Annotated in this window: 15 protein-coding genes; 5 read left to right on the top strand and 10 right to left on the bottom strand. The window is 47.2% G+C overall.

All coding sequences use genetic code 11. The features are described from left to right. From NG833_RS21215 to NG833_RS21200, 4 genes are all read left to right on the top strand, one after another. Positions 1–336: DUF2283 domain-containing protein (locus tag NG833_RS21215; RefSeq protein WP_254567265.1), on the top strand; the 336-nt coding region annotated here is incomplete at its 5' end. A gap of 329 nt (positions 337–665) precedes the next feature. Then, entirely contained in the window at positions 666–1,466 is an 801-nt protein-coding gene (locus tag NG833_RS21210) for an Rpn family recombination-promoting nuclease/putative transposase (protein ID WP_254567264.1), read from the top strand. A gap of 779 nt (positions 1,467–2,245) precedes the next feature. Next, a complete protein-coding gene (locus NG833_RS21205) occupies positions 2,246–2,467 on the top strand; it encodes a hypothetical protein (protein ID WP_254567263.1) in 222 nt (73 codons plus the stop codon). After that, positions 2,464–2,748, top strand: coding sequence for a type II toxin-antitoxin system mRNA interferase toxin, RelE/StbE family (locus NG833_RS21200; RefSeq protein WP_254567262.1), 285 nt, complete (start codon positions 2,464–2,466; stop codon positions 2,746–2,748). The genes NG833_RS21205 and NG833_RS21200 overlap by 4 nt, the downstream gene beginning before the upstream one ends. Positions 2,749–2,990: 242 nt before the next feature. Here NG833_RS21200 and NG833_RS21195 read toward each other — a convergent pair whose 3' ends face one another. From NG833_RS21195 to NG833_RS21155, 9 genes are all read right to left on the bottom strand, one after another. Beyond that, entirely contained in the window at positions 2,991–4,835 is a 1,845-nt protein-coding gene (locus tag NG833_RS21195) for a 30S ribosomal protein S2 (RefSeq protein WP_254567261.1), read from the bottom strand. Between the two features lie 286 nt (positions 4,836–5,121). Further along, positions 5,122–5,775 carry a Uma2 family endonuclease gene (locus NG833_RS21190; RefSeq protein ID WP_254567260.1) on the bottom strand — a complete coding sequence of 218 codons (654 nt, stop codon included), beginning with the start codon at positions 5,773–5,775 and terminating at the stop codon, positions 5,122–5,124. Positions 5,776–5,799: 24 nt separating this feature from the next. Beyond that, entirely contained in the window at positions 5,800–6,453 is a 654-nt protein-coding gene (locus NG833_RS21185; protein WP_254567259.1) for a Uma2 family endonuclease, read from the bottom strand. Next, complete coding sequence (locus tag NG833_RS21180) at positions 6,453–7,067, bottom strand: J domain-containing protein (RefSeq protein ID WP_254567258.1); 615 nt, start codon at positions 7,065–7,067, stop codon at positions 6,453–6,455. Before NG833_RS21180 ends, NG833_RS21185 begins: the two co-directional genes overlap by 1 nt. A 148-nt stretch (positions 7,068–7,215) precedes the next feature. Continuing rightward, positions 7,216–7,809 carry an ATP-dependent Clp protease proteolytic subunit gene (locus NG833_RS21175; protein ID WP_254567257.1) on the bottom strand — a complete coding sequence of 198 codons (594 nt, stop codon included), beginning with the start codon at positions 7,807–7,809 and terminating at the stop codon, positions 7,216–7,218. A gap of 77 nt (positions 7,810–7,886) precedes the next feature. Further along, entirely contained in the window at positions 7,887–8,540 is a 654-nt protein-coding gene (locus NG833_RS21170; RefSeq protein WP_254567256.1) for an ATP-dependent Clp protease proteolytic subunit, read from the bottom strand. A gap of 583 nt (positions 8,541–9,123) precedes the next feature. Further along, positions 9,124–10,167 carry a GTPase ObgE gene (gene obgE, locus NG833_RS21165; protein WP_254567255.1) on the bottom strand — a complete coding sequence of 348 codons (1,044 nt, stop codon included), beginning with the start codon at positions 10,165–10,167 and terminating at the stop codon, positions 9,124–9,126. 91 nt (positions 10,168–10,258) lie between these two features. Continuing rightward, positions 10,259–10,978: a Mo-dependent nitrogenase C-terminal domain-containing protein gene (locus NG833_RS21160; protein WP_254567254.1), complete on the bottom strand. Its 720-nt coding sequence runs from the start codon at positions 10,976–10,978 to the stop codon at positions 10,259–10,261. A 175-nt stretch (positions 10,979–11,153) separates the two neighbouring features. Next, entirely contained in the window at positions 11,154–11,453 is a 300-nt protein-coding gene (locus NG833_RS21155) for a 30S ribosomal protein PSRP-3 (protein ID WP_254567253.1), read from the bottom strand. Between the two features lie 278 nt (positions 11,454–11,731). Between NG833_RS21155 and NG833_RS21150 the strand changes: the two genes are divergently transcribed. Beyond that, positions 11,732–12,541, top strand: coding sequence for a TIGR01548 family HAD-type hydrolase (locus tag NG833_RS21150; RefSeq protein ID WP_254567266.1), 810 nt, complete (start codon positions 11,732–11,734; stop codon positions 12,539–12,541). 497 nt (positions 12,542–13,038) lie between these two features. Here NG833_RS21150 and NG833_RS21145 read toward each other — a convergent pair whose 3' ends face one another. Beyond that, entirely contained in the window at positions 13,039–13,902 is an 864-nt protein-coding gene (locus tag NG833_RS21145) for a tetratricopeptide repeat protein (protein WP_254567252.1), read from the bottom strand. Positions 13,903–14,181: the final 279 nt, after the last annotated feature.

Raw genomic sequence — 14,181 nt, 5'->3', positions numbered from 1 at the left:
TCTGCGACAATTGTTGTTTCATCGCCTAAGTTTATGAAAGAAACCCGGTTTCTCAACCCTCAACCCAGGACCAGAAACCGGGTTTCTGCGACAATTGTTGTTTCATCGCCTAAGTTTATGAAAGAAACCCGGTTTCTCAAATATAAGGGACAGGTAAAGATTTGGTATGACCAAGAGGCTGATTTTTTAGAGGTTATTTTTTCAGAAAACCCGGGATTTATGCGAGAAACCGATGATGATTCTATTATGGAACGGATAGATGAAGCGGGGAATATTATCGGCTTTTCTGTGATGAATGTCAGTGGTTTCTCACCTCAAAGCCACGGATTGCAGTGAGGTGGGTGGCTGTTTGGGTAGAGGGCGATCGCATCTCATCGGTCAGTTCTGTTAAAATCAGTAAAGACCCATCCCTTGCGGAAAACCATACCATGATGTCTTCTCCTATCTTCAGGCTATACCTGAAAGCGGCAGGGGAAAGAAGTCCCAGGCATGGCTACTATCTTGGATAAAAGAGACTGATAGTAACCGTTATAATAGCACTATAATGATTTGAGTTTGAGTGGCCGGGGAAAATCGTGACCAGGGGAGGGCGATCGCCTCCTCCATGAAACAGGCTGAAGGAGTGAACGCCTTGCGCCGATATGCAGGAGGGAAGCAGACTACCGATGAAAACAGATAGCCTATTTTACCAAATATTTAAGCAGTTTCCGGCGAGTTTTTTTGAACTCATCCATCGCTCTGCCAGTGATGCAGCCGCTTATCAGTTTACCTCAGTGGAACTCAAGCAAGTGGCATTTCGGATTGATGGAGTTTTTCTACCCAAACAGGAAGAGTCTACCCAACCGTTTTATCTGGTAGAAGTTCAGTTTCAACCCGATGATAGTTTATATTACCGCATTTTTGGGGAACTGTTTCTGTATTTAAAACAAAATCAACCGCCCCATCCTTGGCGGGTGGTGGTCATTTATCCCAACCGCCGCATTGAACGCGAACAAGAGTTACAGTTTTCTGAAATGCTGGAACTCAGTCGCGTTTCGCGGATTTATCTGGATGAATTGAATGACTCAAATGAATCCTTGGGAATTCAGGTGCTGCAACTGGTGATTCAAGATACCGAAAGTGCAGCAACAGAAAGAGCGAAACAATTAATTGTGCGCTCTCAATCTCAAATCACCTCGTCCGAGGTGCGACGGCAGTTTATCGAGTTAATAGAAACCATCATTGTCTACAAATTACCGCAAAAAAGCCGGGAGGAAATTGAAGCTATGCTGGGATTGAGTGAGTTAAGACAAACCAAAGTCTATCAAGAAGCCTTTAGCGAAGGCAAGATTGAAGGCAAGATTGAATCGATTCCGAAAATGATTCAGAAAGGAATTAGCCTGGAAGACATTGCCAATATTTTAGACTTACCGTTAGAAACAGTTCAGCAAAACATCCCCAATTCTGAAGGGAAATCTTCAACTTAATGGAATTCCGAGGCAACAATCAGTTGTTCACAAGTGTACGGGTCTTCGCCATTGGCGGGGACCCGAATCCTGATGCAATGATTCTGCCCGGGCACTCCAAAAACTGAATGTTCAGGGTAATCTAATTTTTATCAGGAGCGTGAGTGACTGGAAAACTTTAATGGACCCAGATTGAGGATATTAAATCTTGAGTCAGGGTGCATAATCACCCCGTTTTTCACACCCCCTCCAACCACAAAAAAAGCAGGACCAGAAACCGGGTTTCTACCAAAAGTTTTGGGAATTGATTATCCATTTTGTAAAGAAACCCGGTTTCTCAACCCCCAACACAGGACCAGAAACCGGGTTTCTGCCACAATTGTTGGTTCATCGCTTAAATTTACGAAAGAAACCCGGTTTCTCAACCCCCAACCCCGGACCAGAAACCGGGTTTCTGCGACAATTGTTGTTTCATCGCCTAAATTTATGAAAGAAACCCGGTTTCTCAAATATAAGGGACAGGTAAAGATTTGGTATGACCAAGACGCTGATTTTTTAGAGGTTATTTTTTCAGAAAAACCGTGATTTATGCGAGAAACCGATGATGATTCTATTATGGAACGGATAGATGAAGCGGGGAATATTATTGGCTTTTCTGTGATGAATGTCAGTCGTTTCTCACTTCCACGCCAGGGATTGCGGTGAGGTGGGTTGCTGTTTGGACAGAGGGCGATCGGCTCTCATCGGTAAGTTCTGTTAAAATCAGTAAAGACCCATCTCTTGCGGAAAACCATACCATCATGACCCAGATAGTCTCTCTACAACAGGCGATCGAATCTGTAGAATCCCTTTCTCTGGAAGAACAGGACCTATTGATTGAGTTAATCCAAAAAAGAAGGATTGAACAACGCCGTCACGAAATCGCCACCCATGCCACTCAAACCTTGCAGTCCCTAGAAGCCGGAACAGCAAAACGCGGGACTTTAGCTGACTTACGCGCAGATTTGTTAGGGGAAGAATGAGAACTTTAGTATGGGAAAATAGCTTTAAACGGGCCTTTAAACGAGTCGTTCGTAAAAACCCGCAGTTACAGGAAAAAATTTTTGCGGTTTTAGAAATCCTTTTATTGGACCCCTTTGCTTCTCCGTTAAAGGCTCATAAATTGAAAGGGCAACTGGAAGGATTATGGGCCTGTTGGGTTGAATATGATTGCCGAATCATCTATACTTTCAGGACTGAATCAGATTCCAGGGAGGAGATGATTGTGCGAATTGATATTGGCACCCATGATGAAGTTTATTAATGAAATTTATCCCCCCACACGGGTGGGCGTGGCGGGGCAAACTACAGCAACGAATGGAGGATTCTTTATCGGAGATTTTATACAGGACTTACGCATGACCTCTATATCTGTAGAGGCTACAAGATAATCGCCCATACAGATGGAGTTCGGTCTCTAAATATCCGTAAGTCCTGTATTTTGACTTTAATGAGAGCAGGATTTAGTATTAAATCTTGCTTAGGAATGAGATAGATGGGGCCAGACTACCAATCTTCGCGGGAGAGGAGGAGACGTAGGCGACGTCCCTGGATGTCTCCCAGCCCCCAACGAACCTTCTGATGCCCGAGAAGTGCCGGTAAATGACCTTCCGGTGCGTCGATATCAAACTGAAGCTCCCCGTAGTATAGCCAGTTTTCTTCTTGTTTCCATCCTACTGTTTCGGCGAATTTTGACCAAACTTCTGCATTATATTGAGCCGTTCCACCTAAACACTCATAAATACGTTTTTGTTGAGAAAAACCGAAACGATCATTGCTGTTTGCTTTCCACAGATGATTGATATAACGGAGATGTTCGTGGGAAAAACCGTGAATACTTTTATCATCGAACCACTTGGTCCTTTTGACAACTTCCAACATGACCCGCCTCGTTTCATGATCCGCCTCCTTCCATTTACCATCTTTCAGTAAATTTTCTAACTGACTGGAATCTATGCCCGGTGGACATTTTATTGGAATAATTGGTGTAATTTTTATTTCAATTGCTGGATGTGGAGGTTCTTCCGGCTCTGAGTTATTAGGATTCGTTGAAAATTTTTCAGTAATTATTCGACTTTCTTCCAAAACTCGCTCAAACTTCGTAGGGTTATCCAAGAGTGTATCTTCCTCTAATTTTGCTTTGTAAAACAGGCGAGCGGCATTGCCCACCGTAAAAATCATTAGGGCTTGAGAAACTGCGCGGCTATTTATTTCATCGAAAAAGTCAACATCGAGCCATCCAATACCGGCATTGATTGCCCTTTTTCCGAGCCAAGCTATACCAAAAGCTGCCAAGGCTTCAAACCGTCGCATCGGGTCTTCCAGCTCAAAGTCGTAGATCCCCGCAATTTTAAAAACCATTTCGGCACATTCCTGCGTAATGGTTTTTAAGTCACAGTTGGCTACGCTAGAAATAACGGTTTTGATTTCATCTTTAATATCCTCGGGAGCTAGGTCTTCTATGTAACTGATTCCGGCTACTTTTAAAACTGTTTCTTTGATCAGGATGTTGGCGATCGCGTCGCGAGTATGATTGGGATATTTTGTTTTGAGTCCTGCTACGTGGTTTCTTGCTTGTTCAAAATCAACGTCAAACCAAAGCTCTGCAAGGGGTTCAATCGCCAGATTTATAGAGCGTTTCGCTTGACGTAAGAGCCACTTAACTAGCTGATTCCAAGCCTCTGAATTGGCTTCTAATCTTAATTTATTAAGTTGCTTCAGTTGTCTGTCTTTCGCGATTTTATCATTGATCGTCTTTCGGATCTGGTCTGGGGTTTGCACCTCTTCTGGCTCGGATGGTCCGATCTGTTTTGGAGGTTGCACCTCTTCTAGCTGGGTTTTATGAGGGTTAATAATCTCAATTCCCAGGTCGCGACATTCATCGATTAAAACTTTATATTGGGTTCGCTGGTCCAGGAGAATGACGGCATCTGGAAGCCGAGCCATTCGTTTGATGCCCCTCAAAGGATTCAACTGACGCTGCAAATGGGCAATCTCTTTCCGTACAGACTTGTCTAGTTTTCCCGGTTCTTCTAGCCTTTCTAATTGTTGCAGATTCGATAACTTGGTCAGGATTTTTCCCGAGTACCGTCGATTTATATAACCGTGCAGTTGATTCGTCTTGTATCGATAAACTTTGCGTCCATTTTTGCAATAAAATATTTTATCTTTGTAGCGCTTTGCTAATTTGTCTACCAGTTTTGATGTCCGTGGTTTTGTTCCGACAATTAAAAAAGTTTTTCCCTGGGTGCTGGGTGCTTCTATATATTGGCAAACCCATTTCATTAAAGTTCTGGAATCTCGGGATTTTTGATTGTTTTGTGCCGGGGGTTTGAGGGTCTTACTTGCCATGTTCGATTCTTTCCTATGTCTAGAGTTGTCACAGTTTTAAGTTTGGCGAGCAGCGAGAAGGTCCTGTTTAGTATCAGAGTGTAACAGAAGGTAGCTTTCTAATAACGGAAGCAGGCTTTCTAATAATACTCAGTCATAATGTAGCATAATATCAGGAGGATTTGACCTTTGCTTTTAATAAGTGTTCGGATGGTTCCCCGGTAATACTCAGAAGTGAAAATCTGTCTTCTGTCGGTGCTTTTGTTTTGGGGGTGGCACTCATGAAAAATTTTCCTCTACCGATCGCTTACTGAGCTTCTGCTTTGATTTGCGCTCTCACCCAAGTGCGAAAGGCTCTTAATAACGTGGTTTCCCCTACGGTTTGGCTTTGTTCTAAAAACTTGGCGACTTCCGTAACGGGTAATACGGGAAAAGCTAGAGAATGCTCGATTTCTATATAGTTTCCCGATCGCAATTGTAAAAACTTGACCTCACCGCGATCGCATCTCCAGATTTCCGGTACTCCCATTGCTGCATAAATCCCTTCTCGGTCAATGGAACTGCTGGTAACATCAATTTCGATTACCAAGTCAGGGGGTGGATCGGTTTTGAGGTCGATGGTGCGCTTGCCTCGGATTAAACTTTCATTTTTAATATAAAAACTAGAGTCGGGTTCAGACCCCTTTTCTAAATCAGGTCTGTTCAAAGTCGTAGAACCCGCACTCAAAATTTCCACGTTTAGTTCTTCGGCGAGGACACGCACTACTTCTGCTAAGAGTCGGTTCGGTTGTTCATGTTCTAATAATGGGGTGATGATTTCTAATACTCCTCGGTCATAATTGAAGCGAGTATTGCGATGTTTTCCCATTTCATTTAACAAGCGTTCGTAAGTGTCCCAGCTAATATTCTGACGTAAAATTCTGCCTTCTGTGGGTGCTTTGGTTTGGGGGGTGGTAATCATAATAAAATTTCCTCCAACGATCGCTTACTGAGCTTCGGATTGAATTTGCTCTCTCACCCAAGTGCGAAAGGCTTTTAATAACGTGGTTTCCCCTACGGTTTGGCTTTGTTCTAAAAACTTGGCAACTTCGGTAACGGGTAATACGGGAAAAGCTAGAGAATGCTCAGTTTCTACATAGTTACCCGACTGCAATTGTAAAAACTTGACCTCACCCCGATCGCATCTCCAGATTTCCGGTACTCCCATCGCCGCATAAATCCCCTCTCGGTCAATAGAACTGCTGGTGACATCGATTTCAATCACTAAATCCGGTGGGGGGTCGGTTTTTAAATCAATGGTGCGTTTGCCTTGTATCTGTTGTTCATTTTGGATATAAAACCCGGAATCGGGTTCTGAACCGCGTGCTAAATCTGGCCGATTGAGGGTGGTTGAACCAGCACTCACGATTTCGATATTGAGGACATCTGCTAACGCATCTACGAATTTCTCCAATATTCGCTTAGGATTTTCATGTTCAAATAACGGTGTCATGATTTCTAATAATCCTCGGTCATAATTTAGGCGAGTGTTGCGGTGATCTCCCATTTCATTTAATAAGCGTTCGTAAGTCTCCCAGCTAATATTTTGGAGTAAAACTCTGCCTGGGGAGAGTGCTTTGCTTTTGGGGGTGGTAATCATTAGAAAATTTGCTCCAAACGACGAAAATCTCGTTCGACTTCCATCCACAGCGATCGATTGTGGGGATCGATGCGGAGGGCTTTTTTTAAGTATATTCTAGCTTTATCTAGGTCTCCGTCGGCGATCGCATGGCGTCCCCAGCGTTGATAGGCGATCGCCTGCCATTGTCGCACTTCCGGGTCCTGGGGTAGCCGTTGTGCGAGTGCATCGACTAATGCCACGGCGCGGGGGAAGCGTTGCGCTTTTAAAAACCCCTGTAATTGTAAATACCCCCGCTGTTTGAGGAGTTGTTCCAGGTCCGTTAACCGAGGATTATTCCGGAATTCCGGTTCTTTCCGAGTCACTCGGGTTTTGACCTTGGTTTCGGGTGCAGTGACAGGGGTCGGTGATGGTGAAGGGGTGCTGGGTTGTCTAACTTGGGCGGCAGGTTTGGCAACTTCTAGCAGGCGGTGATAGGCTTGATTAAGCTGGATAAATCTGTCGTGCGATCGCCCGTCCCCGGGATTGACGTCGGGATGATATTGCCGCGCCAATACACGGTACGACGTCTTGACCTCTTCTAGGGTCGCACCCACTTTCAAACCTAATACTTTATAGCAGTCTTCGATAGTCATTCTGATTAAAAATGGCAGAGTCGGATAGAAATTCTGCCATTTTTCCACAAGTTTAGGATAGTCAGGATATTACCCAATTTGGAGTAAGGATGAGGGGACAAGGGTAAAATTTTACCCTTGTCCCCCCAGGAAATCCTTACCCTCGCAGTTAAGGACGTTCTTCAATCACGCGATCGATGAGGCCATAGTCTTTGGCTTCTTGTGCTCCCATGAAGAAGTCGCGGTCCATGTCTTTCTCAATTTTTTCCAGGTTTTGATTCGTGCGATTGGCGTAGATTTGGTTAAGCTGACGCCGAATTCGCACGATTTCCCTGGCCTCGATTTCAATATCCGAGGCTTGACCCCTGACTCCGCCAGAGGGTTGGTGGATCATGATCCGGGAGTGGGGGAGGGCCAGACGTTTGCCCGGTGCTCCAGCCGCTAAGAGGAAGGAACCCATTGACGCCGCTAGACCCACGCAAATGGTGACCACATCGGATTTAATGTGCTGCATGGTATCATAAATTGCCATGCCAGCGGTGACGGAACCTCCGGGAGAGTTGATATAGAGAATGATATCTTTGCCTGCTTCCTCAGAGTCGAGATAAAGCATGATAGCAATGATTTTATTCGCCAGTTGATCGTCAACTTCGCTACCCAGGAAAATAATGCGTTCTTGATACAACCGGGTTTCTAAATCAATCCACTGTGTATAAGAATCTCCCGGCAGACGATAGGGAACTTTTGGGTAACCGATAGGCATGATGTGAGACTCCGATGTTAGAAATGAGAGTTGAGCGGTGAGAGTTTAGAGTTCTCAAAATCTAAATTCTCAAGGAATTAGACAATGGCAGGGATGGGATGCGCTAAGTCTTTGGCTTCCAATACGCGATCGATGAGTCCGTATTCTACCGCGTCGTGCGGGCTGAGATAGAAGATCCGATCCATATCTTTGATGATCTTATCGGCGGGCTGACCTGTGTTTTCGGCGAGGATATCGATCATGGTCTGGCGATTGGCCAGAACTTCCTTGGCGCGAATTTGAATATCTGAGGCTTGACCCCGAGTATAACTCTTGGGTTGATGCAGCACAATTGTCGCATTGGGTAAACTGGTGCGGCATCCTTTGGTCCCCGCCGAGAGCAGCATTGCTGACATTCCCACTGCCATGCCGATACAGATGGTGTTGACTGGCGGCTTGATGTATTTGATGGTGTCGCAGATGGCAAAGGCTTCGGTTTCAAAGGCTACGGGTTGGCCGCTTTCGTTTGAGGTGCCGGTGGAGTTGATATAGATGTTGATTGGTTTTTCTGGGTCATCATACTGCAAATACAGCAGTTCGGAGATGATGAGTTCAGTAACCTGCGGCACTAGGGGCATTCCCAGATAGACAATCCGCTCCTTGAGCAACAAGGAGGGTAAATCTGGGGGGGGTGTCCGTTGATATCCATCTCCGTAGTAGGGAGATTGAACTGCCTGTATGGGTGAGTTCATGTCAAGTTTTAGCTCGAATTCATGGCGGTTTCTCTATCAATAGTAGCGTGTTGCTGGACGGGGCGCAGGGGTAGATTCTCGATTATTGATTCGTAATTTTACGAGTGGGGGGGTTTGGAGTACGGGCCTGGGTTTTGGGGGGTGGGGTGGGGTCTGTTGGATTAGGGTGGAATGGGGTGTGGGTTAGGAAGTGGGGGGGTTAAAGAGGGGGAAATGATTTAGGACTTAGGCTATTTTTAATATTTAATGCTAAATGTAGAGGCGATTCGCGAATCGCCTCTACATTTAGGGGGAGAACGACTGAAGTCGTTACTACGAACGAAGAGAACGACTGAAGTCGTTACTACGAACGAAGAGAACGACTGAAGTCGTTACTACGAACACCGGAGAACGACTGAAGTCGTTACTACGAACACCGGAGAACGACTGAAGTCGTTACTACGAACGAAGAGAACGACTGAAGTCGTTACTACGAACGAAGAGAACGACTGATACCAAATCCGGTTGTGAAAAATGTACTTTACTCTTCAGCCTGCGAAGGCAGGCTTTGTCCGTGTAGCCCCACCCTTCAGGGTGTGGGTTTTTACAGACTACTTAGATTTTGGATGAGGTCGCGTTCTTCTTTGAGGCGATCGATGGTGGTCCAGATGTCTTGGAGGAGGGGGTCTAGTCCTTGGTGGGAGACGGCGGAGATTTGAAAGATGGGGGTGGTGGATTGGGAGAGTTCATTTAGGCGAGTGGCGATCGCCTCGATTTCTTCATCTGTGCGATCGCAAGCATCCATCTTATTTAACGCCACAATTTGGGGCCGATTTAGCAAATCCCGCCCATAAGCGGCCAACTCCTGCTGAATCATCTCATAGTCTTCAATCGGATCCGGTGCAGTAATATCCACCAGATGCAACAACACCCGGGTGCGTTCAATATGGCGCAAGAACTCATGGCCCAAACCGGCCCCCAGATGCGCCCCTTCAATTAATCCGGGAATATCCGCAAATACGGTGCCGTCTCCACTGGGTTTTCTGACCACTCCTAAGTTCGGCACTAAAGTCGTAAAGGGATAATCGGCAATTTTGGGACGGGAGGCAGAGAGGGCGGAAATTAAGGTAGATTTGCCTGCATTGGGTTTCCCGACAATGCCAACTTCGGCTAAGAGTTTCAGTTCTAGGCGGAGGAACCGCTCTTCCCCTTCTAATCCCGGTAAGGCATATTCGGGGGCACGGTTACTATTGCTGAGGAAATGTTTGTTTCCGAGTCCGCCTTTTCCGCCTGCTGCGACAATTAAGGTTTGCTCGGGTTCGATTAAGTCCCCGATGACTTCTTCGGTGGTGGCGTCATAAACCATTGTGCCGACGGGGACCTGAACGATGCGATCGCCTCCAGAAGCCCCCGTCCGATTATTGGGACCGCCTCGTTGTCCGTTTTCTCCCTCAATTCGGCGGTTATATCTAAAATCTAATAGGGTTTGCAGATGTTCTACAGCCTTAAGAATCACGGAACCACCCTTGCCGCCATTGCCGCCAGCGGGGCCACCCGCCGGGACATATTTTTCCCGGCGGAAAGCGACGATGCCATCGCCACCCTTGCCACCAGCTACTTCTATTTCTACGCGATCGATAAATTGCATGATTGTCCTGGGTCCTTTGTCAAAAGTAAGTTCGTTCTAAACCCTGAACCCCTCAACAAAGGACTCTGGAGCCATTGGCGAGTGGTCGGGATTATTGGCAATAGGGGGTGACATCTTCCCCGCATTCATCCGCTAAGTAGGATAAAGCGCGGAAGCGTAAACCCACCATTTGCTCATAAAGCGGATTGATATGGCACAGGGGGGGAATATGGACCACCTTATTGCCGAATAAATGGATATCTCGTTCAAATGGGCATTGCGGTGGGATCATTTTGCAGAGAAATCTCGCCAGTCGGGGGTCATGGATTTCCCAATCATCCAGCCAATGGCGCACTGGGGAGAGGACATCCCCTTGCTGTGTGGGACCCGGGTGCAGACCCACTGCCCCTTCCCCCTCGGCGGAGGTAGTCGCCTCGGAAGGGTTGAATTGAGAACTTCTTCCATCCCAAAGGGTATGGCGCAGGGCTTCTAAAACTTTAGAGTTTTGTCCGAGTGCGTGGCAAAACTCATATAATTTTTCCTCTTCACTGGCGGAATAAACTCCATCAGCTATGGCAACCATAACCGCTGTTCTTAAGAAGTTTTCGGCAATGATGGGTTCGTTGCCTAAAACCGCCGCTAAATCTTGGGGTTTGATGGGTTGGAGTTCACCCAAGTTAATTGAGGGTTCTAATTCTTCCTGAGTCAGTTCCGCAATTAAGTCTTTTTCTTCTTGATCGAAGTGACCATCTGCCCAGGCAATCGTTAATAGTCCCCTCAGCCAGACATAAACTTGCTCGGCATTTAGAGGAGATTGAACAACACCAGTCATAAACTGTCAACCTGTTGAGTGTAAGTGCTCAATTCTATGGTAACTGTTCTTTTTGGGATAGGGTTGATTGTTTGGCCCATCTCGGGTGATCTTGATCACCAGGGTTGGGCAAAAACAATCAGCGAATATCTTTTTGGAGATATCCGCTGCTGTGAAGGTTTGATAACTCAGGGCTTCAGCTGCTACCTGTAAAGGCCACTTCCGGAAATTTGGACTGAGCTTCCATCATTGGCTGCCTTCTGCCTTCTTCTTGCCAGTAGTTAATGACTTCAGTGGCTTTGTTGAGCAACTCTACGCGGTCAGTTTCGGAGATCCAGTGCTTCGCTTCTAACTCATTTTTTAGTTCTTCCCAGGCATCATTCCGAGGCCAGAAGAAGTAACGGGTTAACGGGCTTGTTCCCTTACCCACAACTTGATCAACTGCGATCGCGACGTTGTCCTCTAACCAGAGAACTTTTAAAATGAACTTTGACAATCACACCTCCTTGAGGTTTGTGTAATCTTCTGGTAATGGTACAACGCTTTATTATAGCGCATCTTTGGGCTACTTAGGCGAGGATTGGAAAAATAAAGGCTCAAATAAAATCTCAATTTTTCCGGGTCCCATTCTTTGGGAATAGGCCAGTTTTTAATTATACCTGATGTTGGACGAAAGGCGATCGCAATCTTTTTTTTCTTGGGACTATCGATGCTCTAGGGCCTATATTCTGAATAACAGCACTTTAAAGCTGTTATGGAGGGGAGCTATTTATGATGGATAGGAACATGACAACAGTGGCGATCGCTGTTTTTGATATTGATGGAGTAATTCGGGATGTCAGTGGTTCTTACCGCAGGGCGATCGCTGATACGGTGGAACACTTTACCCAAACGGCTTATCGTCCCTCGTCGGCAGACATTGACAGACTCAAGTCAGAAGGGGTCTGGAATAATGACTGGGATGCCTCGTTTGAGTTAGTGTGTAGGTACTTCGAGAGTCAGGGTCAAAGTCGCGATCGCCTCTGCTTTGGTTACGAGACTCTGGTGGCGTTTTTTCAATCCCGCTATCGTGGTCCAGACCCTAATACCATGACTGGCTATATTTGTCAAGAGCCTTTGTTGGTTAATCCGGCTTATTTGGACAGTTTGACCCAAGCGGGAATTCCCTGGGGGTTCTTTAGTGGAGCCATGAGAGCAGAAGCGGCTTATGTCTTAGAAGGTGCATTAGGATTAACAGATCCGGTGGTGATTGCGATGGAAGATGCACCGGGGAAGCCGGACCCGACGGGGCTTTTTGCCACTTTGAAGCAATTAGAAACTCGATATTCCAGTGCTGAGAATGCCCCGGTGGTGTATGTGGGAGATACGGTGGCGGATTTGTACACGGTTAGTCAAGCTAAAGAACAGCAGCCGAACCGTATCTGGATTGGGGTGGGGGTTTTGCCGCCTCATGTGCAAGAGAGTGACGAGAGAAAGAACGCCTACAGTGCCAGTTTGGAAAAAGCAGGTGCGGCGATCGTTTTAGGGAATGTTAAGGAGTTGACACCGGCGTTGATTGGGGAGTTGGTGAGGGGTGAAGGATGAAGGAGTTAGGGTGATTGTGAAGACTGGGAGGGGAGAACGACTGAAGTCGTGACGTTGAACGGGGGGGAACGACTGAAGTCCGGTCCCCTCCCCTTGGCAAGGGGAGGGTTAGGGTGGGGTTCTTCTTGGGCGATTCCCTACGGGATAGCTCCGCTTACCGCGCGTCACGAGGAAAGGGTGGGTGAAGAGTCCGACGGGTGGCGATCGCTTTCGTCACCAAGAAGAGGTGGGCACCCGGCTCCATACAGGCGCGGTAAGCGGAGCTATCCCGTAGGGAATCGCCTCCTTTGATTGCGTGAAGTGGCGGTAAGCGGAGCTATCCCGTAGGGAATCACCCTAAGAAGAACCCCACCCTAAGAAGAACCCCACCCTAACCCTCCCCTTGCCAAGGGGAGGGGACCGGAAGCCTAAAAACCCTACTCTTGTAAGTCCTCCCCATCTCCCCCATCTCCCCCATCTCCCCCATCTCCCCCATCCTCCCCATCTCCCCCATCCCTTCACTCAATCTTCAGAAACTTCTCCAGGGCGCTGACCATTGCTGGGGGCCAGCGGCGGGTGTTGGCAACCCAGTCTAAGTCTTTGTAGCGGGTGTCTAAACCGACGGCGGCAACCCAGTTGCTTTCGGCTTCGCCGCGATTTCCTTGGGTCCAGAGGGCGGCGGTGAGGGCGGCGCGCATATCGGCAAATTTGGGATATTTGCGGAGGATATTTTTCATGGACTGGATGGCGGCTGCTTCTTCCCCGGTTTGATAGAGGGCGAGGGTGTAATTGGCGCGGGCGAAGGCGTAGTCTGGGGCGAGTTCGCTGGCTTTTTGATAGTTGGCGACTGCCTCGGTCCAATTTCCGCGTCCCGCTTCGGCATTGCCGCGATTATTGTAGGCGGCAGGGTCTTCGGGGTCGAGTTCGAGGACGTGATTGTAATCGGCGATCGCATCGTCCCAGCGTTTTAACCCTTCATAGGCAGTGCCGCGATTAAGATAGGGGTCGGGAGCATCCGGTGCGAGTTCGATCGCCCGATTATAGTCTGCGATCGCCTCTTCGAGTTTATTCAAACTCACCTTGATATTCCCGCGATTACTCCAGGCAGCCGCATTATCCGGCACCTGTTCTAAAAACTGAGTCCAGTATTTTTCGGCCCCCACTAAATCCCCGGCATTCATCGCCGCAAAGGCTTGAGTTCCTAGTTCTTCCAGTTGTAAAATCGCTTCGGTCCCCAGTCCTCGGGTTTCGACTTCCTCAGATTGGGCATAAGCTGAGGTGAGGGTTCCGATCCAAGTGAATACACAGACTAAACAGATCAATGCAATTCTGATTACCTGCCGTTGCCAAGGGTTCGCTGTTGTTCTCAATCGTTTCTCCATTGGTTATTCTAAAAAAAAATCGGATTGATAAGGTCTTAGGAGAGGGCCACCAGAGAGGTGGGAAGGGGACACCGGGGGTTAGGTCTCTTTTCAAAATTGAGATACTCTCGTCGATATCGCTTCCCAGACTCATGAGATACTAAGGGGATTCCAACAAATAAATCATCCTTGCTTTGATGCGATCGCACCTAACAAGGCTCTTTTAGCCCGCGCAGGCACCGCTTTGTCCGTGTAGCTCCAGGCTTGAGCCTGCGGGTTTTTTGAAGGTTTTATTTTTTG

This window comes from Oscillatoria sp. HE19RPO (assembly GCF_024220515.1).
Taxonomy (GTDB): Bacteria; Cyanobacteriota; Cyanobacteriia; order Cyanobacteriales; family Laspinemataceae; genus Laspinema.
This window is presented reverse-complemented; position numbering and strand designations above follow the sequence as displayed.

Bases quoted from the DNA above. Each gene is read 5' to 3' on its own strand.
- obgE (WP_254567255.1), bottom strand. From the start codon at position 10,167: ATGCAATTTATCGATCGCGTAGAAATAGAAGTAGCTGGTGGCAAGGGT.
- NG833_RS21210 (WP_254567264.1), top strand. From the start codon at position 666: ATGAAAACAGATAGCCTATTTTACCAAATATTTAAGCAGTTTCCGGCG.
- NG833_RS21205 (WP_254567263.1), top strand. From the start codon at position 2,246: ATGACCCAGATAGTCTCTCTACAACAGGCGATCGAATCTGTAGAATCC.
- NG833_RS21170 (WP_254567256.1), bottom strand. From the start codon at position 8,540: ATGAACTCACCCATACAGGCAGTTCAATCTCCCTACTACGGAGATGGA.
- NG833_RS21190 (WP_254567260.1), bottom strand. From the start codon at position 5,775: ATGATTACCACCCCCCAAACCAAAGCACCCACAGAAGGCAGAATTTTA.
- NG833_RS21200 (WP_254567262.1), top strand. From the start codon at position 2,464: ATGAGAACTTTAGTATGGGAAAATAGCTTTAAACGGGCCTTTAAACGA.
- NG833_RS21180 (WP_254567258.1), bottom strand. From the start codon at position 7,067: ATGACTATCGAAGACTGCTATAAAGTATTAGGTTTGAAAGTGGGTGCG.
- NG833_RS21175 (WP_254567257.1), bottom strand. From the start codon at position 7,809: ATGCCTATCGGTTACCCAAAAGTTCCCTATCGTCTGCCGGGAGATTCT.
- NG833_RS21160 (WP_254567254.1), bottom strand. From the start codon at position 10,978: ATGACTGGTGTTGTTCAATCTCCTCTAAATGCCGAGCAAGTTTATGTC.
- NG833_RS21185 (WP_254567259.1), bottom strand. From the start codon at position 6,453: ATGATTACCACCCCCAAAAGCAAAGCACTCTCCCCAGGCAGAGTTTTA.
- NG833_RS21145 (WP_254567252.1), bottom strand. From the start codon at position 13,902: ATGGAGAAACGATTGAGAACAACAGCGAACCCTTGGCAACGGCAGGTA.
- NG833_RS21150 (WP_254567266.1), top strand. From the start codon at position 11,732: ATGGATAGGAACATGACAACAGTGGCGATCGCTGTTTTTGATATTGAT.
- NG833_RS21195 (WP_254567261.1), bottom strand. From the start codon at position 4,835: ATGGCAAGTAAGACCCTCAAACCCCCGGCACAAAACAATCAAAAATCC.